General features: G+C 62.7%; 15 protein-coding genes and 3 pseudogenes. 12 read left to right on the plus strand and 6 right to left on the minus strand.

Annotated features, from left to right (window positions below):
* Nucleotides 1–38: 38 nt before the first annotated feature.
* A complete protein-coding gene (locus CI41S_RS13045; RefSeq protein WP_244622133.1) occupies nt 39–230 on the minus strand; it encodes a phospholipase effector Tle1 domain-containing protein in 192 nt (63 codons plus the stop codon).
* A 246-nt stretch (nt 231–476) separates the two neighbouring features.
* On the opposite strand from CI41S_RS13045, the pseudogene CI41S_RS13050 reads away from it, so the two are divergent.
* The 11 genes and pseudogenes from CI41S_RS13050 to CI41S_RS13100 all read left to right on the plus strand — a co-directional run.
* Nucleotides 477–622, plus strand: a pseudogene (locus CI41S_RS13050) (cytochrome P450); the annotation flags it as partial.
* Between the two features lie 93 nt (nt 623–715).
* Nucleotides 716–2,005 (plus strand): cytochrome P450, encoded by a 1,290-nt coding sequence (locus CI41S_RS13055; protein ID WP_139859442.1) that lies wholly within the window; start codon nt 716–718, stop codon nt 2,003–2,005.
* 1 nt (nt 2,006) lies between these two features.
* Nucleotides 2,007–2,315, plus strand: coding sequence for a ferredoxin (locus CI41S_RS13060; RefSeq protein ID WP_139859445.1), 309 nt, complete (start codon nt 2,007–2,009; stop codon nt 2,313–2,315).
* Nucleotides 2,302–3,147 (plus strand): SDR family oxidoreductase, encoded by an 846-nt coding sequence (locus CI41S_RS13065; RefSeq protein WP_139859447.1) that lies wholly within the window; start codon nt 2,302–2,304, stop codon nt 3,145–3,147. Before CI41S_RS13060 ends, CI41S_RS13065 begins: the two co-directional genes overlap by 14 nt.
* The gene (locus CI41S_RS13070) at nt 3,147–4,490 is read left to right on the plus strand and encodes a cytochrome P450 (RefSeq protein WP_139859449.1); all 1,344 of its coding nucleotides are present in this window, start codon (nt 3,147–3,149) and stop codon (nt 4,488–4,490) included. Before CI41S_RS13065 ends, CI41S_RS13070 begins: the two co-directional genes overlap by 1 nt.
* Nucleotides 4,491–4,641: 151 nt before the next feature.
* Nucleotides 4,642–5,640 (plus strand): polyprenyl synthetase family protein, encoded by a 999-nt coding sequence (locus tag CI41S_RS13075; RefSeq protein WP_172628042.1) that lies wholly within the window; start codon nt 4,642–4,644, stop codon nt 5,638–5,640.
* 260 nt (nt 5,641–5,900) lie between these two features.
* Complete coding sequence (locus CI41S_RS13080; RefSeq protein ID WP_139859453.1) at nt 5,901–7,451, plus strand: hypothetical protein; 1,551 nt, start codon at nt 5,901–5,903, stop codon at nt 7,449–7,451.
* On the plus strand, nt 7,448–8,335 hold the full coding sequence (locus CI41S_RS13085) for a terpene synthase family protein (protein ID WP_139859455.1): 888 nt from the start codon (nt 7,448–7,450) through the stop codon (nt 8,333–8,335). Before CI41S_RS13080 ends, CI41S_RS13085 begins: the two co-directional genes overlap by 4 nt.
* A gap of 576 nt (nt 8,336–8,911) precedes the next feature.
* Nucleotides 8,912–9,197, plus strand: a pseudogene (locus CI41S_RS13090) (transposase); the annotation flags it as partial.
* Between the two features lie 275 nt (nt 9,198–9,472).
* Nucleotides 9,473–14,092: a Ulp1 family isopeptidase gene (locus CI41S_RS13095; RefSeq protein ID WP_244626502.1), complete on the plus strand. Its 4,620-nt coding sequence runs from the start codon at nt 9,473–9,475 to the stop codon at nt 14,090–14,092.
* 65 nt (nt 14,093–14,157) lie between these two features.
* Nucleotides 14,158–14,370 carry an IS66 family transposase gene (locus tag CI41S_RS13100; RefSeq protein ID WP_172626705.1) on the plus strand — a complete coding sequence of 71 codons (213 nt, stop codon included), beginning with the start codon at nt 14,158–14,160 and terminating at the stop codon, nt 14,368–14,370.
* Here the strand turns inward: CI41S_RS13100 and CI41S_RS13105 are convergent.
* From CI41S_RS13105 to CI41S_RS13120, 5 genes and pseudogenes are all read right to left on the minus strand, one after another.
* Nucleotides 14,337–14,507, minus strand: a pseudogene (locus CI41S_RS13105) (IS630 family transposase); the annotation flags it as partial. The gene CI41S_RS13100 and the pseudogene CI41S_RS13105 sit on opposite strands and share 34 nt — an antisense overlap.
* Nucleotides 14,508–14,693: 186 nt before the next feature.
* Nucleotides 14,694–15,887: an amino acid aminotransferase gene (locus CI41S_RS13110; RefSeq protein WP_139859459.1), complete on the minus strand. Its 1,194-nt coding sequence runs from the start codon at nt 15,885–15,887 to the stop codon at nt 14,694–14,696.
* A 1,173-nt stretch (nt 15,888–17,060) separates the two neighbouring features.
* Nucleotides 17,061–17,441, minus strand: coding sequence for a hypothetical protein (locus CI41S_RS45485; RefSeq protein ID WP_488226184.1), 381 nt, complete (start codon nt 17,439–17,441; stop codon nt 17,061–17,063).
* A gap of 1,500 nt (nt 17,442–18,941) precedes the next feature.
* Complete coding sequence (locus CI41S_RS44300; RefSeq protein ID WP_244622131.1) at nt 18,942–19,151, minus strand: hypothetical protein; 210 nt, start codon at nt 19,149–19,151, stop codon at nt 18,942–18,944.
* A 233-nt stretch (nt 19,152–19,384) separates the two neighbouring features.
* Nucleotides 19,385–19,804, minus strand: a complete 420-nt coding sequence (locus tag CI41S_RS13120; protein ID WP_244622130.1) for a phasin family protein — start codon at nt 19,802–19,804, stop codon at nt 19,385–19,387.
* Nucleotides 19,805–20,119: 315 nt separating this feature from the next.
* Here CI41S_RS13120 and CI41S_RS13125 point away from each other — a divergent pair, with 315 nt between their 5' ends.
* Complete coding sequence (locus tag CI41S_RS13125; RefSeq protein ID WP_139481103.1) at nt 20,120–21,226, plus strand: tyrosine-type recombinase/integrase; 1,107 nt, start codon at nt 20,120–20,122, stop codon at nt 21,224–21,226.
* The last annotated feature ends 326 nt before the right edge of the window (nt 21,227–21,552 follow it).

Here is a 21,552-nt window from a genome sequence, read left to right on the forward strand (position 1 = left end):
CTTGCCCCCCGCAAGCGACCGAGTTCGCACTCGTCGTGCTACGGTCCAAGCGGATCCGGATTCAGCTTCAGGAATCTATCGTCTAGCTTGATGCCGAAGCCGTCGGGCGTCTTGCCGTCGGGAAAATTCTCAGCCGCATGCGCCATCCAACCCAGCGAGATGTCGGAGAGGCGGGCTTCGTTTTCCGGATAGCTACCGCCGACATCGGAGTGGTTTCCGGCGAACCACACCTGCTGCAGCCAATCCGGATGCGTGAAATATCGCGTTAGAGCTGCCCCGCACATTCAGCGCGAGAGCGGGCCTTTGTCGGCACTTGCTGCGCCGGTTGTCGGCATTGAGACTCAACGCCAGAAACCTGACACTACGCGCCGCTACGGAGTGCCTGCTGGGCCTGCGAATTCACGGCACGCGATTTGCTCTGTTCACGCATCATCACCAATCGCAGTGCGATGGTCTTCGGGACGGACACGGCGCTGGCGCTGGTCAAGCTGGAGCTCAAGGCGGTGTTCGGTTCGATCTTCCTGCGCTTTCCCGCGCTCCGCCTGGCCGTGGCGGCCGAAGAACTGAAGTTGCGCAAGGAGATCATCCTGGCGGGTTCGAGGAGTTCCCGGTGCTCTGGTGATGTGGTGGACGCCGCCGGGGATCGCGATCTTCTCCGCAATTTGCCAGCGCGCATGGCGTGCCGGTCAGATCAGCCGGCCAACAGGTAACCAGGATGGACGTGCAAGAAACCACGGCAGCATGCGGGGACGCCTTCGCTGAACTAGCGTCGCCAGCGCGCATCCACGACCCGTATCCGTTCATGCGCTGGTTGCGCGAGCACGATCCGGTGCATCGCGCGGCGTCGGGCCTCTTTCTGTTGAGCCGCCACGCCGACATCTACTGGGCGCTCAAGGCCACGGGCGATGCGTTTCGGGGACCGGCGCCGGACGAACTGGCGCGCTATTTCCCGCGTGCGGCGACCAGCCTGTCGCTCAATCTGCTGGCCTCCACGCTAGCGATGAAGGACGCATCGACGCATACGCGTCTGCGCCGGCTGATCTCGCGCGATTTCACCATGCGCCAGATCGACGACCTGCGGCCGGGCATCGCGCGCATCGTCGCCGCGCGCCTGGACGGCATGGCGCCCGCGCTGGAGCGCGGGGAGGCCGTGGACCTGCATCGGGAATTCGCGCTGGCGTTGCCCATGCAGGTCTTCGCCGAACTGTTTGGCATGCCCCAGGACGACATGTTCGGGCTCGCCCCCGGCATCGGCGCCATTCTGGAAGGCCTGAGCCCGCGCGCCAGCGATCCCCAACTCGCCGCGGCGGACGCGGCCAGTGCCAGAGTGAAGGCCTACTTCGGCTGCCTCATACAGCGCAAGCGCACCGATCCCCGGCACGACATCGTGTCGATGCTGGTCGGCGCACATGACGATGATGGCGACACGCTGTCGGATGCCGAGTTGATCAGCATGTTATGGGGCATGCTGCTGGGCGGCTTCGCCACCACTGCTGCGACCATCGACCATGCGGTCCTGGCGATGCTGGCGTATCCCCAACAGCGGCACTGGCTGCAGGGAGACGCCGTGGGGGTGAAGGCATTCGTCGAAGAAGTCCTGCGCTGCGACGCGCCCGCGATGTTCAGCTCCATTCCGCGTATCGCCCAGCGCGACATCGAACTGGGCGGCGTGGTGATCCCGAAGAACGCGGACGTGCGCGTGCTGATCGCGTCCGGCAATCGCGACCCGAACGCCTTCGCCGATCCCGATCGCTTCGATCCCGCGCGGTTCTACGGCACCAGTCCAGGCATGTCGACCGACGGGAAGATCATGCTGAGCTTCGGCCACGGCATTCACTTCTGCCTCGGTGCGCAACTGGCCCGGGTGCAGTTGGCCGAGAGCCTGCCGCGGATCCAGGCCCGCTTCCCCACGCTGGCATTGGCCGAGGAGCCGACCCGGGAGCCCTCCGCGTTCCTTCGGACGTTCCGCGCGCTGCCGGTGCGGCTGCATGCGCAGGGGAGCTGAGATGCGCGTCGTGGTCGACCAGGATCTGTGTGGAACCAGCGGGCAGTGCGTGTTGACGCTGCCGGGCACCTTTCGACAGCGCGAACGGGACGGCGTGGCCGAAGTGTGCGTGGCGACGGTCCCGCAGGCGCTGCAGGCCGCCGTGAGGCTCGCGGCGAGCCAGTGCCCGGTCGCCGCCATTCGGGTCATCGAAAGCGACGCTGGCGATGGCGAGCGCCCCGTCGCCGACCCTGCGCCTTCTCCAGCGGAGGGCCGAGCGGCATGCGCGAGAGACCAACGCCATCCAGGAGGACACGATGGGACGGTTTGAAGATAAGGTGGCCGTGGTGACCGGCGCCGGCGCAGGCATCGGCAAGGCATGCGCCCTCGCTATCGCGCGCGAGGGAGGCAGAGTGGTGGTCGCCGACATTGATGGCTCGGCGGCCATCGCCTGCACCGCGCAAATTGCATCCGAAGCGGACCGCGCGCTGGCCTCGGCCACAGACATCGCCGATGTGCACGCGGTGGCAGCGCTGTTCGAAACGGCGGAGCGGCACTTCGGTGGGGTCGACCTGCTGGTGAACAACGCGAGCGCCATGCATCTCACTCCGCGCGACCGCGCGATCCTCGACCTGGACCTAGCGGTCTGGGATCAGACAATGGCGACCAATCTGCGCGGCACGTTGCTCTGCTGCCGGCAGGCCATCCCACGGATGATCGCCCGCGGTGGTGGCGCGATCGTCAACATGTCGTCGTGCCAGGGGCTCAGCGGTGATACCGCGCAGACGTCCTACGCCGCGTCGAAGGCGGCGATGAACATGCTGTCCGCCTCGCTCGCTACCCAGTACGGTCATGCGCAGATCCGCTGCAACGCGGTTGCGCCGGGTCTCATCATGACCGATCGTCTCCTCGCCAAGCTGGACGAGTGCACGCAACGGCATCTGCGCCGGCACCAGCTCCTGCCGCGCGTCGGCCGCCCCGACGACGTGGCCGCGCTGGTGGCGTTCCTGCTCTCCGACGATGCTGCGTTCATCACCGGCCAGGTCGTGTGCATCGACGGCGGCATGCTGGCGCATGTGCCGACGTACGCCGACGGTGGCAACAGCCGCGCCGCGCGGCCTTCCGGCGAGACCGCCGAAGCGAAAGCCTCGCCGCGCTGCTGATGGACATGCTGCTCAACCCGCTGAACCGTCGGCATCGGCTGCGGCACGACATCCCGGTCGTGCCCGGCGCTTTCCCCTTGGTCGGGCATCTTCCCGCCGTCGTCTGCGACCTGCCGCGCCTGCTGCGGCGCGCGGAACGGACGCTGGGCAGCCACTTCTGGCTGGATTTCGGCCCTGCCGGACACCTGATGACCAGTCTGGATCCGGATGCTCTCGCACTGCTCCGGCACAAGGACGTGTCCTCGGCGCTGATCGAAGACATTGCGCCCGAATTGTTTGGCGGAACATTGGTCGCCCAGGACGGCATCGCGCACCGGCAGGCGCGCGATGCGATCCAGGCGGCGCTTCTGCCCAAGGGGCTGACCCAGGCCGGCATCGGCGAGCTGTTCGCGCCCGTCATCCGGGCGCGCGTGCAGAGGTGGCGCGACCGCGGCGACGTGACCATCCTGCGCGAAACCGGCGATCTGATGCTCAAGCTCATCTTCAGTCTCATGGGAATCCCCGCGCAGGACCTGCCGGAATGGCGTCGCAAGTACCGGCAACTGCTGCAGTTGATCGTCGCGCCCCCGGTCGACCTGCCCGGACTGCCCTTGCGGCGCGGCCGCGCCGCCCGTGACTGGATCGATGCGCGGTTGCGCGAGTTCGTCCGCGCCGCGCGCGAACATGCCTCGCGCACCGGGTTGATCAACGACATGGTGAGCGCCTTCGATCGCAGTGACGATGCGCTTTCCGATGACGTCCTGGTCGCCAATATCCGCTTGCTGCTGCTCGGTGGTCACGACACCATCGCCTCGACGATGGCCTGGATGGTGATCGAGCTGGCGCGGCAGCCTGGGCTATGGGACGCCCTGGTCGAGGAGGCGCAACGCGTGGGCGCGGTGCCGACCCGGCACGCGGACCTGGCGCAGTGTCCGGTCGCCGAGGCGCTGTTCCGCGAGACGCTGCGCGTGTATCCGGCGACGCCGCTCCTAGTGCGTCGCGCACTGCGTGAATTGCGACTCGGCCAATGGCGCATTCCCGCGGGCACCGATCTGTGCATCCCGCTGCTGCATTTCTCGACCTCGGCGCTGCTGCACGAGGCGCCTGATCAGTTTCGGCTGGCGCGGTGGCTGCAACGCACCGAGCCGATCCGGCCGGTGGACATGCTGCAGTTCGGTACCGGCCCACACGTCTGCATGGGCTACCACCTGGCATGGCTGGAACTGGTGCAGTTCTGTATCGCCTTGGCGCTGACCATGCACGAGGCCGGGGTGCGGCCGCAGTTGCTGAGCGGCGTTGAAAAAGGCCGGCGCTATTACCCGACCGCACATCCGTCCATGACGATCCGCATCGGATTCTCATGAGCTGCATCGCATGCCCCTGTGGCGAGACAGCGGCGCCGGCGACGCGCGGCATTGCTGCACTCGGCAGCGCGCTCGGTGCGATGCCGACAACACCCTGGCGGCTCGCCGCTCGCGGTGGCGGTCTCCTGTCAAGGACAAGAACATGAACAACATGCAGACCGGATCCACGCCACAGGACGACAGAGCTGATGATTCCGCGCCCGGCGGATCGGGCACGCAGGCGCGCGGCGCATCCGGCACGCTGCTCTCCGAGATCTGGATGCAGGACGGCGCAAAGCGGGTCGAACTGGAGCTGGCGCGTCTTCTCCGCGCCGAACATGACGGTGAGACCGAGCTGATGGCGGCGATGCGCTACGCCACCTTGCATGGCGGGAAGCGCACCCGCGCCTTGCTCTGTCTGGCTGCCGGCGCACTGGCCGACACACCGGCGCACATGCTCGACGACGTCGCCGCCGCCATCGAGATGATGCACGCCTGTACCCTGGTCCACGACGATCTGCCCGCGATGGACGACGACGTGCTTCGCCGCGGCCTTCCGACCGTGCACGTCAAGTTCGGCGAAGCTACTGCGATCCTGGTCGGCGATGCGCTGCAGGCGCACGCCTTCCTGACCCTGGCGAGCCTGGATGCGCCGGGCGACAACCGTATCGCGCTCGTGCGCGAACTGGCGCAGGCGGTGTCCGCCGAGGGTGCCGCAGGCGGGCAGGCCATGGATCTGTCGCTGGTTGGAAAGCACGTCGAGCTGGACAGGATCGTGGCGATGCACCGGATGAAGAGCGGAGCGCTAGTGCGCGCGTCCGTTCGCATGGGCGCGCTATGCGCAGTCGCGGATGATGCCGCGCACGCTGCGCTGTACTGTGCGCTCGATCACTACAGCGCCTGTTTCGGCCTGGCGCTGCAGGTGATCGACGACATTCTCGACGTGACAGCGGATACCGCGACGCTGGGCAAGACCCCCGGCAAGGACGTGGCGGCGCAGAAGCCGACCTGCGCGTCGATCATGGGACTGCAGGCAGCACGCCAGTTCGCGCTGGATCTGTTGCGCGATGCCCGGGAGGCTATCGCGCCGCTGGGGCCGCGTACGGAACGGTTGGCGCAAATCCTACAGCGGGCCAACGCGTATCTGCTCAAGCACGCGCCATCCGCATGAGCGCGCCTGTCCGCATGGAGTCCCCCCTGTGGAGCTGCGATCGGCCGGCGGCAGCGGTGCATGCTGCACTGTGTCCCGAGTCCGCGCCGCGGATCGCAGCGGTTGCCCAGCATTGCCGCGGCGCACGTGGTGCGCTGCGCGCAAGCCTATGCGGCCGTCCGGCGCTGCTCAGGCGCCGGGCCGCGAGGGACCTGCGGCGACGTGCGCGGCGTCTGCCCGATCCTGGTTCCCGTCAATCGTTTGCAGAAGGAACATCCCGCGTGAATGCGCTGTCCGAACAGATTCTTTCCGAATTGCTCCACCTGCTGCGCGAGATGAGCGATGGCGGCAGCGTCGGTCCGTCCGTCTACGACACGGCGCGAGCTCTGCAGTTCCGCAGCAACGTCACCGGTCGGCAGGACGCATGCGCGTGGCTCATCGCGCAGCAACAGTCCGACGGCGGATGGGGAAGCGCGGACTTCCCGCTGTTCCGCCATGCGCCCACGTGGGCGGCGTTGCTGGCATTGCAACGTGCCGATCCTCTTCCTGGCGCTGCCGACGCAGTCCAGGCTGCAACCCGGTTCCTCCAGCGCCAACCCGATCCCTACGCGCATGCGGTGCCGGAAGACGCGCCGATCGGCGCGGAGCTGATCCTGCCGCAGTTTTGTGGCGAGGCCGCATCCTTGCTGGGCGGCGTAGCGTTTCCGCGCCACCCGGCGCTGTTGCCCTTGCGGCAAGCGCGCCTAGCCAAGCTGGGGGCGGTGGCGATGCTGCCGAGCGGTCATCCGTGGCTGCACTCTTGGGAAGCCTGGGGGACGTCGCCGACCACCGCATGGCCGGATGACGACGGCAGCATCGGCATCAGTCCGGCGGCCACCGCCGCGTGGCGTGCGCGCGCCCTGACTCAGGGGAGCACACCGCAGGTCGGACGCGCCGACGCGTATCTGCAGGCGGCATCGCGGGCGACGCGCAGCGGCATCGAAGGTGTCGTTCCCAACGTCTGGCCGATCAATGTGTTCGAGCCGTGCTGGTCGCTGTATACCCTGCATTTGGCCGGGCTGTTCGCACATCCCGCGCTCGCCGAGGCGGTGCGCGTGATCGTCGCGCAGCTCGACGCCCGCCTGGGCGTGCGCGGTCTGGGCCCGGCCTTGCACTTTGCGGCCGATGCGGACGACACCGCCGTTGCGTTGTGCGTCCTGCGCCTTGCAGGCCGCGACCCGGCGATCGATGCGTTGCGCCAATTCGAAATCGGCGAGCTGTTCGTCACCTTCCCCGGCGAGCGCAATGCCTCGGTGTCGACCAACATCCATGCCCTGCATGCGTTGCGACTGTTGGGAAAGCCCGCCGCCGGCACCAGCGCCCACGTCGAGGCCAATCGGAACCCGCACGGTCTATGGGACAACGAAAAATGGCACGTTTCGTGGCTGTATCCCACCGCGCATGCGGTCGCTGCGCTGGCGCAAGGCAAGCCCCAGTGGCGCGATGAGCGCACGCTGGCGGCGCTGCTGCTGGCGCAGCGCGACGACGGCGGCTGGGGCGCGGGTCGCGCGTCCACGTTCGAGGAAACCGCCTATGCGCTGTTCGCGTTGCACGTGATGAACGGGAGCGAAGAGCCGACAGGGCGCCGGCGCATCGCGTGGGCAGTGGCGCGTGCGCTGGAGTGGATGCTCGCCCGCCATGCGGCGCACGCGTTGCCGCAGACGCCACTGTGGATCGGCAAGGAACTGTATTGTCCAACTCGGGTTGTGCGCGTCGCCGAACTCGCCGGGTTGTGGCTGGCGCTTCGTTGGGGACGGCGCATCCCGGCCGAGGAAGCAGGAGCGACGCCATGATCCAGACCGAACGCGCGCTGCAGCAGGTGCTGGAGTGGGGGCGTTCCTTGACCGGGTTCGCTGAGGAGCATGCCGTGGAAGCGGTCAGGGGTGGCCAGTACATCCTGCAGAGCATCCACCTGAGCCTGCGCGACATCAGCGCCCGCACCGGCCGCGATCCGCAGGACGAAACGCTGATCGTGGCATTCTATCGCGAACTGGCGCTGCTGTTCTGGCTCGACGATTGCAACGATCTTGGCCTGATCGCGCCGGAGCAGCTCGCCGCGGTAGAGCAGGCGCTGGGGCAGGGCGTGCCGTGCGCGCTCCCCGGATTCGAAGGCTGCGCTGTGCTGCGCGCTTCGCTGGCCGCGCTCGCCTACGATCGTCGCGACTATGCTCAGCTTCTCGACGATACCCGGTGCTACTGCGCGGCGCTGCGCGCCGGACACGCGCAAGCGGCAGGGGCGGAACGCTGGTCTTACACCGAATACTTGCACAACGGCATCGATTCGATCGCCTACGCGAACATGCTCTGTTGCCTGTCGTTGCTGTGGGGGCTAGACATGGCGACCTTGCGCGCGCGTCCGGAGTTTCGCCAGGTCCTGCGGCTCATCTCCGCGATAGGGCGCCTGCAGAACGACCTGCATGGACGCGACAAGGACAGGTCGGCCGGCGAGGCCGACAACGCGGCGATTCTCCTGCTGCAGCGCTATCCGGCTATGCCTGTGGTGGAGTTCCTCAACCACGAACTGGCCGGCCATATGCGCATGCTGGACCAGGTGATGGCGAAAGAACGCTTTCCCGCGCCCTGGGAAGCGTTGATCGAGGCCATGGCGGCCATCCGCGCGCAGTACTACGAGACCTCGACCAGCCGCTACCGCAGCGACGCTGCTGGGGGAGGCTAGCGTGCGCCGGCTTGAACGCGGGAGGCGGCGGCGTGCGCGCGCTGCCGTCGGTTCGATCCGACGCAACACCGTCGCCCGAAGCGACGGATACCCTCGTTGTCCACCGTGCAATATGCTGTGGTAGAGGGGAAGCGGATAGTCGGCCTACGGATTGCCGATGAAAGGGGCTGCCATCGCTCATCGCGAAATCCCAGAGATGCTGCTTCAGCAGCAGCAGAACTCCGCTTACGTTCTTGTGCGCGCTGTGGTTGTATGCCGCAATACGCGTTGACGATAAGCCCGACAGCCATCATCAGCAGCATCATCGGGGCGATGCCGATCCCGGCTGCCTACTACGTCAAGAGGCATCGTGAGGACTTTACACACAGGGTGGCCGGTGCTTCCTACTGTATTTGCGCGGGCTCTTCTGGTTCCTCTTATGCTTCGCCGTGCTGGGCGGAATCGGCTATCTGTTGGTCCGGTTCGGAGGCCCCGGATCGTAGGATTTCGCTGGACCAAGATCGGTCAGGTTACGGCGTGGAATCGACGGGTTGCTTTGCTGCATCGAGCGGATCCGTGAACCACTTCTTCAACGACCCCCGCGTGCACTTCATGCGCAACGCCCTGGCGCACGCCGGCAAGAGCGGCTGGCGCATCGTCTCCGCCGCCGCGTTTGCCAGGACGACGTTGAAGCAGCGCGTGCCCAAGGCGAAGGGTCGCCGACCAACTGCGGCCCAAATTGCCCAAGCTCGCCAGCTTCCTAGATGAGGCCGAGACCGACGTGCTCGCTTATATGAGCTTCCCGGCCGCACACCGGGTCAAGCTGCACTCGACTAATCCGCTCGAACGCGTCAACGGCGAGATCAACCGGCGGACCGAAGTTCCGGCCATGGGGCAGCCTGCGTGTCCGCTGCAGGAAATCGGCGGCTCCGCGTCAGGTTCTCGACAGATATCGCACATAGAGCAGGGTCTCCAGAGGCGATCATAGCTGGCGATCGCTGCAAAAATACTGGAGGCGCGCGGTCGGAGTGCTTCGACGCGGCATTTTGGGGCGTTCACGATAGTTTCTGCTGGGTTCGATGCTGCCGAGTCGATTCCGTGGCAAATCACAACCGACCTCAGGCTTCAAATTGGCCTATAGTCCGAAAGTGAGAACGAATGAAGTTCGAATCCACCAACTGGGTGCGTCAACAATCGGGCACCGCAGGCCCGCAAGAGAGCTCACCGGCTCCGTCCACAGATGCGGCGGCCTTTGAGCAGCAACTGAGCGAGATCGCTGTCCCGTCTGCTCCCGTGCTCGTGCAGGTCCGCGCCCATCAAGCGGAGGCATCGCGATCTGAGGCGAATGCCGGAAAGGATGAGGCGGTGCTGGACGCCGCAGCGCTCCAGACCGTTCAGTCAAATTGGGTCTTGGTAGGTCGCAGCAAGGAGCCGCTTTATGCTAAGGATGCGCGCTTTATTTCCGGCCTTAAGCAGGCGCTCCTTGGAGCCGCCGAGAGCACCGCCACGAGCTACGTCGGTTATCTGCTCAGCTTGAGCCGCTGGCTCTTTGCAAACGACAAGCCGGGCATTGCTGATCGGCTTCATGACGAGTCGATGGACAAGGATGTCGAGGAGTTCATAACCAAAGGTGGGACGGCGAACGTCCGTTGGGCACTATCTCATCTGCGGACCTCTCAATTGACGGGGGGAGTCGTACCGATCGCAGGCCGCCCTGACCTCACTCCTTATCCCAAGGACGGAACTCTCATCAAAGAATACAGACAGCAAGCAGTGGCGGCCGGAACTTCGAGTACCGCCAAAACCTATGCATCCATTCTCACGGATTTCAGCCACTACCTTCGTGCAAACAACAAGCCTGGCATTGCTGCTCGGCTTCAGGACGAGAAATGGAACGAGCACGAACCGCTCAATGAAGAGATCAAGCGCTACAAGGACGCCGGGGGTAACAAAAGTATCGGCGCGGCACTTGATCATCTGCGTAATGGAGCGAGAAAGCTCAACGGTCCGCCTTTTCATCCCGAAGACGCGCCCTTGATTTCCGGACTTCAAGAAGCACTCGTTAAGGCTGGGTACGAGGAGATCACCGCTAAGACGAATTATGTTCGTCCTCTTCGCAGATTCAGCCAGTGGCTCTTTGCAAAAAACGAGCCGGGAGTGGCTGCTCGGCTTAACGACGAATCGCTCAACAGCGACGCTGCGATCTTCGATCAAAGTCGCAGGCACCTCGTTCTTACCGCACTAGATCGTCTCCGCGCCTCTCAGTCGCCGGGCGGAGTCGCGTCAATCACTGTCCGGGCAGGGGGCATTGAGGCCGCGGCCAAGCAGGGCGGGTCGCAGCCCGCCTTCAGTTGGCCAGCGGCACTCGCTGAGGGGGATGATCGAGATTTATTCTTTGGGACGGTCGACGAAGCCGGTGCATCGTCGTCCCTTCAGCCACCGCGGCATGGCCTGGCATTGAATCCTACAGAGTCCCCTCATCTCGTGAACTGGCGCCACCAGGACGCCGAGCTGACGGATGAACGTCACCGCAACGTCCTCATGCCAGGCGAGCAGATTCCCATCATGCGGGCGAGCGGACACCCATCTACGCCGCCTCCGCACGGTCAAGGCGGTGGAACGATGCTGAATGCCTCGGCGCTACCGCCCGGCCATGCAAAATTGGTTTTCGCAGGTAGCAGCCTAGATCCTGTTTATTGCGAAGATGCTTCTCTTATTGAGGGGCTGAGGCCCGCACTCATCAAAGCTGGGGCCTCCGAGAGCACGGTCGGTCGCAATCTACGTGGTCTTCTCAGCTTGGGGCATTGGCTCGTGAAGAACGACAAGCTGGGCATTGCTTCCCGGCTTTACGACAAGTCGCTGGACAAGGATGCCCAGGAGTTCGCCGAGAAGGAGGAGCAGGCCATCGCTACCCCACTGGATCATCTTCGAGCCTCCCAATCGCCGGGCGGCATCACGCCGTTTGCAAGCCGGGTAGAGCAGAATCCCTATCCCCAGGATGCGGATCTCATTAAAAGGTACAAGGAAGAAGCACCCCCGAGCACCGCCAACACCGCCAGGAGCTATGCAACTCTTCTTATCGATTTCAGTGATTACCTCCGTGAAAACGATAAGCCCGGCATTGCTGCTCGGCTTGGCCACGACTCGCTGGATGAAGATGTCACTCGGTATAAGGAGGCGGACCCCCATGGCCGCAGAAAAGCCGGAGCCGCACTGGCTCATCTCCTGAGGTCGCCGGCGGGTGCTAGAGCGATCGAACTCGTGCGTCATATTCGCCCCCTTCCTGATCTCGAAGACGCGGTTCGCGCCGAGACGACGCCGACCCTCACCGCGACTGCGCACCACAGCGGGTCGAACGGAGCTGTCAGCTGGCCGGAGACTCTGCCCGCGAACCAGCAGGATCTGCTTTTGCAGACGATGGACGGACCCAGCTTCTCGCCGCCTCCGCAGGGCGACGCAGTTGAGCGGCAGCTGATGCAGACCCCATCCCATCAACTGGCGGCGTCACCATCGCACAGGCAAGCTCCGGTGTCGTCGCCAGACGAGCTGATCGCCGAGCAGCTTCCGGCCGAAGACGCGGAGCTCTTGGCGAGGTTTCGTGTAGACGCCGAAGGGCGCAGGCTCACCCCAGGGGCCATCAACAACAGTGTTTCCGGGCTTGGGACTTTTGTCCGCTGGGTCAACGCAAGTCATAGGGGCCCTGTAGCTTCTCGGCTGCGAGACGGTTCATCGCTCGATGAGGAAATAGCGAAGTACAGGAGCTTGGGCCGTGACCCCCAGAACCGCATTAGATCGGCTGTGGACGTTCTCAAGCGGCTGCTACGTGGGGGGGACGATGTCGAAGCACCCGAACCCCGCATTCTCGGTGCCCCCCGTCACCACGTTCCTCATCCAGAAGATGCGCCCTTCATCGAGGGCGCGCTGAGCCAAGCCCTGAGCGATCTTAAAATCCAGATTGCGAAGCTGAGGCAGTCTGCGCAACAGCGGGCGACACGTCTTCGTGCGCTGAGTGCGTGGCTTAGAGAGAATGGCAAAGGGAGCATTATTGGGCGACTAAACGGCTCCAGCAGGCAGCAGTTATCCCTCGACAATGACGTGGTAGCATTCCAACGGACTGGAGGCAGAGTACACGGTCCCGATCTGTCGCATCTTCGCAGCTACTTGAAACTCATCGAGGCGAACCGAGAGCTGGGGCTGCCAGGCCCTGAGCAGCCGAGCTCGCCGGCCGCGCAGGGCGATCGGTTTTCCGGCTCTTCGCAGGATCTTCCCTCAACGCCGGCCAGCCTAAGCGCTGGAGCTTGGGTTTGGTTGAGTGAACAGCTGCAAGAACCAGGATCACCATCCAGGCCCGCGTCAAATGCTAAGGGCAGGCTTGAGCCATTTGTTGATCTGAATGCGCCACCGCCCTCCGAGTTGCGGGACGATGCTCACTTTGCGCCAGCCGATCCTGCCAGGGCTCGCTCAAATTCCTACGCTGGTCTTGAGCCATTTGTTGATCTGAATGCGCCAGCGCCGTCCGAGTTGCGCGACGATGCTCATTTTGCGCCAGCCGATCCTGCCAGGGTTCGCTCAGACACCTACGCTGGTCTTGAGCCATTTGCTGATCTGAATGCGCCAACGCCCTCCGAGTTGCGGGACGATGCTCACTTTGCGCCAGCCGATCCTGCCAGGGCTCGCTCAAATTCCTACGCTGGTCTTGAGCCATTTGTTGATCTGAATGCGCCAGCGCCGTCCGAGTTGCGCGACGATGCTCATTTTGCGCCAGCCGATCCTGCCAGGGTTCGCTCAGACACCTACGCTGGTCTTGAGCCATTTGCTGATCTGAATGCGCCAACGCCCTCCGAGTTGCGGGACGATGCTCACTTTGCGCCAGCCGATCCTGCCAGGGCTCGCTCAAATTCCTACGCTGGTCTTGAGCCATTTGTTGATCTGAATGCACCAGCGCCGTCCGAGTTGCGCGACGATGCTCACTTTGCGCCAGCCGATCCTGCCAGGGTTCGCTCAGACACCTACGCTGGTTCTGTATCATTTGTTGGTCGGGATGCGCCCAGACCGCAGGTGATTGATCTAAATCCGCCCACGCTGCAGGAGCTGCGTGATGACGCTCGTTCTGCGCCTTTCCCGCGCACATCCGCCGATGTTCAAATTGGGGCTATGGATCCGAAGGCCTCCTCCTACGGCCGCAGTAGACTAGAGCTCGGTGCCAAGCAATGGCTGGGCGACAAGCATATCCACAGGGATTACGAGCTCCTGGCCGAGGAGTTGCGGCGGGGCCGTCCGGAACTCGCCGCCCTGACGCAGTTCGTGGACCCCCTGGTAGCTCACTATCAACTGCGCTTTGGCGCCGAGCCCGACATGCTCCGCGCGTTCCAGCGCATCGTCTACGATCCAAATGGTAATGATACGGCCGACTTCCTGTTCCTGCCAGTGAACGGCGCTATGGATCCTAATCGCCTCGGCACACATTGGTCGCTGGTGCTCCTTGATCGCCACACGCGTGAAGAGCCGGTTGCCTATCACTACGACTCTGTCCGGGGACACAACCACGAGGCGGCAACGCAGCTCGCACGACGGCTGCGCGCTCGCCTGGAGTCACCCAGCATGGCCCAGCAGCGGAACAGCTATGATTGCGGCGTCTTTGTGGTGGACGGCACGCGGGCGCTGGTTCGACGATTGGCCCAAGGAGAGCGGCCAGCGCACGAGCCGCTGCACCTTGACAACCTCGTCGCCAATCGGCGGTCCCTCCAGAGTCGACTGGCTCATCCCGGCTTGGGCTAATGGAGCTGGCTGGAGCGGCTCTCCCGGACACTACACCGGGGGGCTCGCCCGAGCGAGCGGCCTGTTTGGCCGCGGAAGCCGAAGCCCAGGGAGCCTTCCTGATCGAGAAGCTCAAACTCACGATCAAGAAGCTCCGCCACGAGCAGTTCGGACAGTGCTCCGAGCGACGCGCATTGCTGGAGCAGCTCGAGCTAAAGCTCGCCAACGTGGACGAGACCGCGGCGCAAGCTAGAGCATTCGCCGATCATGTTGCAGCGTATCCTGCGGTGATGAAGTAGTTGCGGCATTCGGTTGCTGTGAAGCGATCAATGATGCCACCAATCGCGGTCCAGAGGCCTTCGACGGTTCGTTTTGCGGCCTGACGCAAGAGCGCTTTGAGCTTGGCGAAGGCATTCTCGATCGGATTGAAGTCAGGGCGTACGCATCCGGCGACGGCCCTGGTCAGGTCGCTTTGGGCGGATCGCCGATTGCGATTAGGCGGCGTGAGCGATGCTCTGAGGGCGCCAGTTCCAAGGCAGGAGTTCGTGGATACGCCTGGAGGGATGATCTGGCGGGCGGGCCAGTAGGGAATCGAACCTTTGACGGCGGTCTGAGGCCTCTATCAAGGTCCATCTCCCAGTGCGGAACTCACAGCCCCCTTGATCGCGCTTGCGACACGCGCCACATCGTTGCGCTTCAAGCCGGCGACGTTGATGCGGCCTGATGTCGGAATGTAGATGCCGTGCTTTTCCCTTAGTTTCAGCACCTCGGTCTGAGAGAGGGGCAGAATGGAAAACATGCCCTCTTGCGAGCCGATGGCGACGGCATTCGACCATCTTCCTGCCAATGCGTCGGCGAAAGATTTTCGCAACGCGAGGAGGCGATGACGCATCGATTCCAACTCTTCACTCCAGTCCCGGCATAGTTCGGGGGAGCAGAGGATGGTCTTCACGATTGCGGCGCCGTGATCGGGCGGCATTGAGTAGCTGGCGCGGGCGATAGCAACAAGATTGGACCGAGCAGTCTCTGAAGCTGATTGCAAAGACGCGACCGCAAACACCGCGCCCGTACGCTCGCGATATAGTCCAAATGATTTCGAGCAGGACACCGCGATAAGCGCCTCTGGAACGGCAGAAATTATCGAACGAAGCGCGGCGACGTCTTCGTCGAGCCCGGCACCGAAACCCTGATAGGCAAGATCAATCAGCGGCGTAAGTCCGCGCGCAGCGATCATCGCGGTGATCCGACACCAGTCGTCCGCCGTCAGCACAGCGCCGCTCGGGTTGTGACAACAAGCATGGAGTAAAACTGCGTCGCCGGGCTCGGCCCGTTCTAGTGCATTTATCATGCTGTCAACTAGAATGGTCTGCGAGGCAACATCAAAGAATGGATAAGTCTCGACCGGAAGACCGGCACCCGAGAAAATTCCTGCATGATTCGGCCAACTCGGTTGACCTAGCCAGATCTTACCCGTTCCGGTCCCGCGAATCAGATCGGCGGCGAGCCGCAAAGCACCCGAGCCACCGGGTGTCTGCACACCAGAGGCGTGGATGGTTGCCGTATGCCCGCCAACCAACGACCACAGCAGATCAAGGAATGTTTGATCACCCTCCGGCGCCACGTACGACTTAGTGTTCTGGGTCTCGTAAATCAGGTGCTCCGCAGCCTTTACGGCACGAAAGATCGGCGAATGACCCGCCTCGTCGCGATAGACGCCGACCCCAAGGTCGATCTTGTCTGGTCGGGGATCTGCGTCAAAGAGCCCAATCAGCGCAAGCAGGGGATCGTTGGGTTTACGGCTTAGTGTTTCAAACATTGTCGGCTTTCTTGTTCGAGCGGAAACCGGCCGCATTTGACCGGATGGTTGGCTGCATTCAGAAGTCAGAGAGTCGCGGCTCAAAGTCACGCGTCATAGTCGCGCAAGTACTCCTTGGCGCGACGTCCGTTTTGCCGGACGAAATTTCCGAGTTCTGGCCGCCCAGCGCCCGCCGACGACGACGGCCCGGCTCGCGACGGGCCGGGTCTCGATGGCCACCACGCATCAGTTCGGATTCAAGGTGTTGCCAAATCGAATCGCTGCCGCAATCGGAAGCTTCCGCAGCTCGGGATGGCCCTGCCCGCGATGGCGCGGGTGCGATCTCCTGACAAATCCGATCCTGGTCGTAATCGGGGGCTTCGGCCAGCGCCTGCAATGCGCTCAGCTGATGCTCAAAGCCCGCTGAATCGGGGGAGGGTGGTGCGTCGGGCCGTGGGCTCGTGTCCGCTGGGTCTGTTGGGTTAAAATCCATCCTGTCTATCCTCTCAAATGACGGAGCCGCTCGAGCCCTCGTTCGACGAAGGTCGTTCGTGTTGCGACCTGCGGAGAACTATCTCAAAGGCTCGCGTTGAGCGCCGGCCTCCGAGTTACCGCCAAAATGGTGCCACCCTGCTTCCGGTCGAGCATCGAGTACCCAGAAAGGTGCGCGTCCACTGCGTTCACTGGGCGGCATCGCTCGCCGTCTAGGCATCCGCGCTTTCATGGTGTGGCGCTCAGCTTTCCAGAAGCTGACGGGCAGACGGATTTAGGCCGATAGGACTAGACTGATTTTCGTCGTAAACTGCGCAGTGCCGCGGGTGAGTAGGCTGGGGAACTTTCGCCACCAGCACCGGGTCACCGGAGGCGGTCGTCCCGCCCCCGGTTCCCAGAACGTGGCGTACGGATTTCCCGTACCGACGCTCTTCGACAGTTGGGTCACAGCACTGCGAGCGTCTGCAGCTCCCACAAGGGAGGCGTAGCCTTCCGCCACTGGCATGCACGGCGCCGATATCAGTATGGTGCACTCGATCGATTGCAAGAATCGATTTGTTGCACACTTCAATCCCTGATCGCCGCGTAACTAGCCACGGCATCCTGGAAGAGGTGCCGTTCGCGTTTTAGATTCCATTTCGCGGAGATAGATGTTGCGCCTCCTCGTAATCACCGATGCTTGCGATAGCCCAGAGTGCTCCCTCATATTGCCTCAGATGAGAATGTTACCGAAGCGCTCCCTGGTGTCTTCTGGATCGGGTGCCGCGAATCGGAGCGAGCGGCTTGCGAAGCGCGCCCTCCAGAGCGCCGGAGCGAGCGGCTTGCGGTGATTCGGCGAAAGAACCTGTCGGGATTAGATAGTAAGAGACGAAGTTGGACCGATAGTTTGATCTCTGTGCTGCTGATGAGCTGTCGAGCGGCCTTTGATTGCCAGTTCTTCACCAATCGCTGCACCGTACGCCGCTGATGGCGGCCGAACCGACCGGGCGCATGCGCTTGCAGGCGGGATAGAAGATCGACCGCGGACAAGTGCGGAGCGCCGGCGAGCCATTCCTCGATGATGGGAATGTAGGGGTCGAGCATCGATGGCCGACGTGGCGCAGGTTTGCGCCGTACCTAGCGGCGCCGATGAATACCCCGCTGCTCACCCTGTTTTCCAACCATCGCCGAGCTCGCGGGCAAAGCTCGCCAAGTCAGCTTTGCACCGGCGCGACAGCCATCGTTAGCTTTCCAGCCCGCTGATCAACGCGCTTGCCCAGATCATTTTTGAGCGTCCCGCCCGCGTCTGTGCCAGCAATGCCACCGGATCAGGCGTGCGGTAAATCTCCCGCAGCCGACGTTTGAGTGCCTCATCGAGCCGCGGGTAAGCCAATGCTCCCCTATGGGAGTGGAATCGGTTGGTGTTGAATGACGTCGCCTCCTCAAGACCTCTTCAAAGATAATATCAAGGCCTTCTCGAATTGCTCTTGCCCGGTGGCTTGCTCGTCATACTGAATGTGAGGTGCGGGTACTTCTTCATCTTCACATCATCCGCTCGAAAAGATCGGCCGCGAGACGTGGGAAGATGCTCGATATGCACGAAATACCTCGCGCGAACGCGACTTGTATGATGGCTATCAGATCCTGCAGCATCGGCTCAAGCAAATACGGTACAGATCGTACGTAGATCTATCTGGCTCAACGGGACCGAGTCTTCTCTGAGAAGCTCCAATGATACGCCTGCGCTATCAAGATCAACCTTAGAGCTGTCGATTCCGTGTATATTTACTTCTTGCAGGCTAAGTGGACTTCGCAGTGCCGTTGCCCTCGGCGCTCTGCCTTGGCGGCGGCCCTGTCGTGCTCTCTGCACGGCAGGGCCGCTCGCCTAGGTGCTAGCTGCGCTTTTGATGTTGAGGTCAAGCTGCTGATCAAACGGCGCGCGGCGCACTCAATAGCCTCCCGACGCCCAAGTTCTGTGGCCCTCACCGTTGAGAAGTAAGCCTAGGCTGGTCGCCATCCTCGTGGCCACGATGGCGCATTCGCGTTTCACCTCGATCAAAGGGGCAGTTGCAGAATCGCGCTCTATCTTATTTGCCCGACTTCTGGCGCGAAGCCATCATCACAGTACGGGCACACGTCTCCGAGCCGCGACTTTCCGCATTCTTCGCAAAAAACTGTTCCGCAGTTCGGACATTTATGAATAGCATCGTCAGAGCCGCTGTTCCCGCAACGGGGACATTTTGAAAAATAGTGCGTTCCCAGCCTTTCCACCATGCCTACGCGATCTCGACCCGATTGATCCTGCACGAATTGAAGTGTGCCCTATGCGCGCTGATACAATGGCAACATTGAGGGCTTCGCACTCACTAGCACGGTACGCGACGAACGAACTATCTCGCTTCTTACCCGAGTGGGCTCTCCCGGCTTCAAATCGGCACGTTTCGTACAAAGCGCCATGCTGTTCCGTTCGATTGAACGCACTTGATGGATACTCTTGCAACCACAACGATCGACATCGTTGGCGCTAAAGCTGCATGGGAGACTTTTCAGTGCGGGAACCGCTATTCGATCTGACTGTCGATGACATTGCGCCATCGGGTGCGGCTACTTGACGCCGATGCTGAGGGGGCAGATTGGCGGGAAGTTGCGCGCGTTGTTCGCCGCGAGCCTCACGGCGGCGTGCAGCGCCTGCGGGACCGTCGCCACGCACCACTTCGGCCACGTCGTCCGGTTCGCGCTGGCGAAATTCTTCGGGATCACCACGCCACCTAATTCGGTGTCGCGCTGGGCGATACGCGGAATGGAGCTGAACATCGCGGGCGCGTCGCGCGGCTTTTTTGCCGCTGTCGCACCCGGACGGACTCAAAGAAAACGGCCCCGGCGGGGCGGGCCAGGGCCGTCAACTTGGAAGGTGCGTCAGCCAAGTGGGGTCAAGGAAGACGCGAAAACAATTGTAGCGATCAACCGACCTCATGTTCAACTATATCAAGGTTTAGAGCCGGCGTGGAGCCGTAAGCCTCCTGTACCAGCCGGCCTGCCGTCCTTCCTCAGGCGGCGTGATGGAGAGCCCTGTCGAAGTGCTTCTTGACTTGCCCGCGCATGTCTGTCGCAAGCCTCTGGCCGAGCTCCCACAATTCCTTGTTCTGGTCGAAGGCCTTGCGGGCTTGCTCGGTGGACAAGGTCAAGACCTCGGACGCCGACCCGCTGCCAAGCAGATGGGCGAACAAATCGAACGCGAAGGCGGTATTGGCGTGAGAGATTTCGAGCACCTTGAGCCCGTAATCGGTCGCCACGCCCGCGTTGCGCGAGTACGTTTCGCTCAACGCCTCGGCCATCTGTTCAGAGGCTGTGCGCGCGCGAGCAAAGCTCTCCACAGCTAGATCGCCGACCACTCCGGGCAATGCGATCTTCGGGAAACCCAACAACGGCATTCCGAAGATGTTCGTGCCGTTCACCATGACTTTCATTTCACTTTCACTCAAGGCGCAGTCCCCTTCTCGCGCGAAAGCATTCCTCGCAACGCTTGCATGCGTCACGACGGCGCTGACGCTCCGTGTTCGATTCTGAGTTTTGGGTGAGCTTCGATCCCGCCCCTGTGGCACCATTGGCATGGTCCCCAGCTTCCCCCTTTGTTCGCTAATGTGCTAGAAGTGCTTGAATATAAGCGCTTTCTTGTTCGCTGACAATCGCGACCTTCCGCCAGCAGCCGCCGATTTTGTTGGTATCTCTGTTGGTATTCCGTCGGTCACGTGTTGGTAGATTGGACCGTGGGGATCGAATCGATGCCACTTTCGGACGCCGCCTGCCGTTCCGCCAAACCCGCCGAAAAGCCCTACAAAATCAGTGATGGAGGCGGGCTGCATTTGCTCGTTGAAAAGAACGGATCGCGGCTTTGGCGGCAGGCGTATCGGTTCGACGGGAAGCAGAAACTGATCGCGCTGGGCGCCTATCCGGCGGTAGGTCTTGCCGACGCTCGCGCTGGTCGAGACGCGAACAAGGCACTTTTGGCCAAGGGCATTGATCCGTCCGAGCAGCGCAAGTTGGATCGCCGTGCCGCGCGCATCGCGCGCGCCAACACCTTCCGGATCGTCGCCGACGAACTGATCGAGAAATTCGAAGCCGAGGGCGACGACCCGAAGACAATTGAAAAGAAAAAATGGCTTCTCGGCTTCATCAACGCCGATTTGGGCGATCGACCGATCGCCGAGATCAAGGCGTCGGAATTGCTGGATGTGCTTCGAAAGATCGAGAGGCGAGGGCGATATGATACGGCGCGGCGCGCCCGCAGCATAAGTGGTCGTGTTTTCAAGTATGCGATCAGCACCAATCGCGCTGAGCGCGACCCATCGGCCGATCTGGCGGGGGCCCTTATTGCTCCAAAAGTCAATCACCGGGCTGCCATCACCGAGCCGAAGGCCGTTGGCGCGCTTCTCCGCGCGATCGACGACATAGACGGTCAGATGACAACGCGCGCGGCGTTGCAGTTGATAGCCCTTACGTTCGTTCGGCCGGGCGAGCTGCGGCACGCGGAGTGGAAAGAATTCGATCTCCAGGGCGCTGTCTGGAACATTCCGAAGGAAAAAATGAAGATGCCGCGGCCGCACAAGGTGCCGCTATCTCGGCAGGCGATCGCGATCATCAATGACCTTCGCGAAGTCACTGGCACGTCGCGCTACCTGTTTCCGCAAATCCGCTCATGGCATCGTCCGATTTCGGACGGCACGCTGAACGCTGCGCTGCGCCGGCTTGGGTATCCCCTGCGCCTGAAGGTCGATTCGAGTATTCACCCGCGGGTAACTTCAATGCGATCGGCGTGGCTGTCGCTAAGGAAACGCCTACTAATCCGGTATTGGGCGTTTCAGCAGCATTTGGCGACCCAGCCTAGATAGCCGATTCGAGAACAGCATTATGTAGCGCCTGATGTGCTTGGAGTGTCGCCCGGCCACATCCTCGCTACGGCTTAGATCCTACGGAGCGTGGCGGCCGACATCTTGTCGAGGCCGCGGAGGTAATCGGAACGACAGGCCGGGCGCCTTCGCCTTTGGGGTGCTTCTGAGTGGCGTTGAACAGATCGCATTGACGGTCCACCAGCGGCTTGACCGCATGCAAATGTTCTTGATATGTTCTGCAGTGGGTTATTGCCGCGCCCTTTCTGAAGTGCCTCCAACCGGGCGTTAACCATCGCGTTGCTATCACTGGGTTCGGCACGCCGCGC

Source organism: Bradyrhizobium ivorense (assembly GCF_900696085.1).
In the GTDB taxonomy this organism is placed as follows: Bacteria; Pseudomonadota; Alphaproteobacteria; order Rhizobiales; family Xanthobacteraceae; genus Bradyrhizobium; species Bradyrhizobium ivorense.

Coding starts and splice junctions, on each gene's coding strand:
- CI41S_RS13095 (WP_244626502.1), top strand. CDS start 9,473: ATGAAGTTCGAATCCACCAACTGGGTGCGTCAACAATCGGGCACCGCA.
- CI41S_RS13065 (WP_139859447.1), top strand. CDS start 2,302: ATGGGACGGTTTGAAGATAAGGTGGCCGTGGTGACCGGCGCCGGCGCA.
- CI41S_RS13120 (WP_244622130.1), bottom strand. CDS start 19,804: ATGAAAGTCATGGTGAACGGCACGAACATCTTCGGAATGCCGTTGTTG.
- CI41S_RS13125 (WP_139481103.1), top strand. CDS start 20,120: ATGCCACTTTCGGACGCCGCCTGCCGTTCCGCCAAACCCGCCGAAAAG.
- CI41S_RS13060 (WP_139859445.1), top strand. CDS start 2,007: ATGCGCGTCGTGGTCGACCAGGATCTGTGTGGAACCAGCGGGCAGTGC.
- CI41S_RS44300 (WP_244622131.1), bottom strand. CDS start 19,151: ATGTTCAGCTCCATTCCGCGTATCGCCCAGCGCGACACCGAATTAGGT.
- CI41S_RS13075 (WP_172628042.1), top strand. CDS start 4,642: ATGCAGACCGGATCCACGCCACAGGACGACAGAGCTGATGATTCCGCG.
- CI41S_RS13110 (WP_139859459.1), bottom strand. CDS start 15,887: ATGTTTGAAACACTAAGCCGTAAACCCAACGATCCCCTGCTTGCGCTG.
- CI41S_RS13085 (WP_139859455.1), top strand. CDS start 7,448: ATGATCCAGACCGAACGCGCGCTGCAGCAGGTGCTGGAGTGGGGGCGT.
- CI41S_RS45485 (WP_488226184.1), bottom strand. CDS start 17,441: ATGCTCGACCCCTACATTCCCATCATCGAGGAATGGCTCGCCGGCGCT.
- CI41S_RS13070 (WP_139859449.1), top strand. CDS start 3,147: ATGGACATGCTGCTCAACCCGCTGAACCGTCGGCATCGGCTGCGGCAC.
- CI41S_RS13055 (WP_139859442.1), top strand. CDS start 716: ATGGACGTGCAAGAAACCACGGCAGCATGCGGGGACGCCTTCGCTGAA.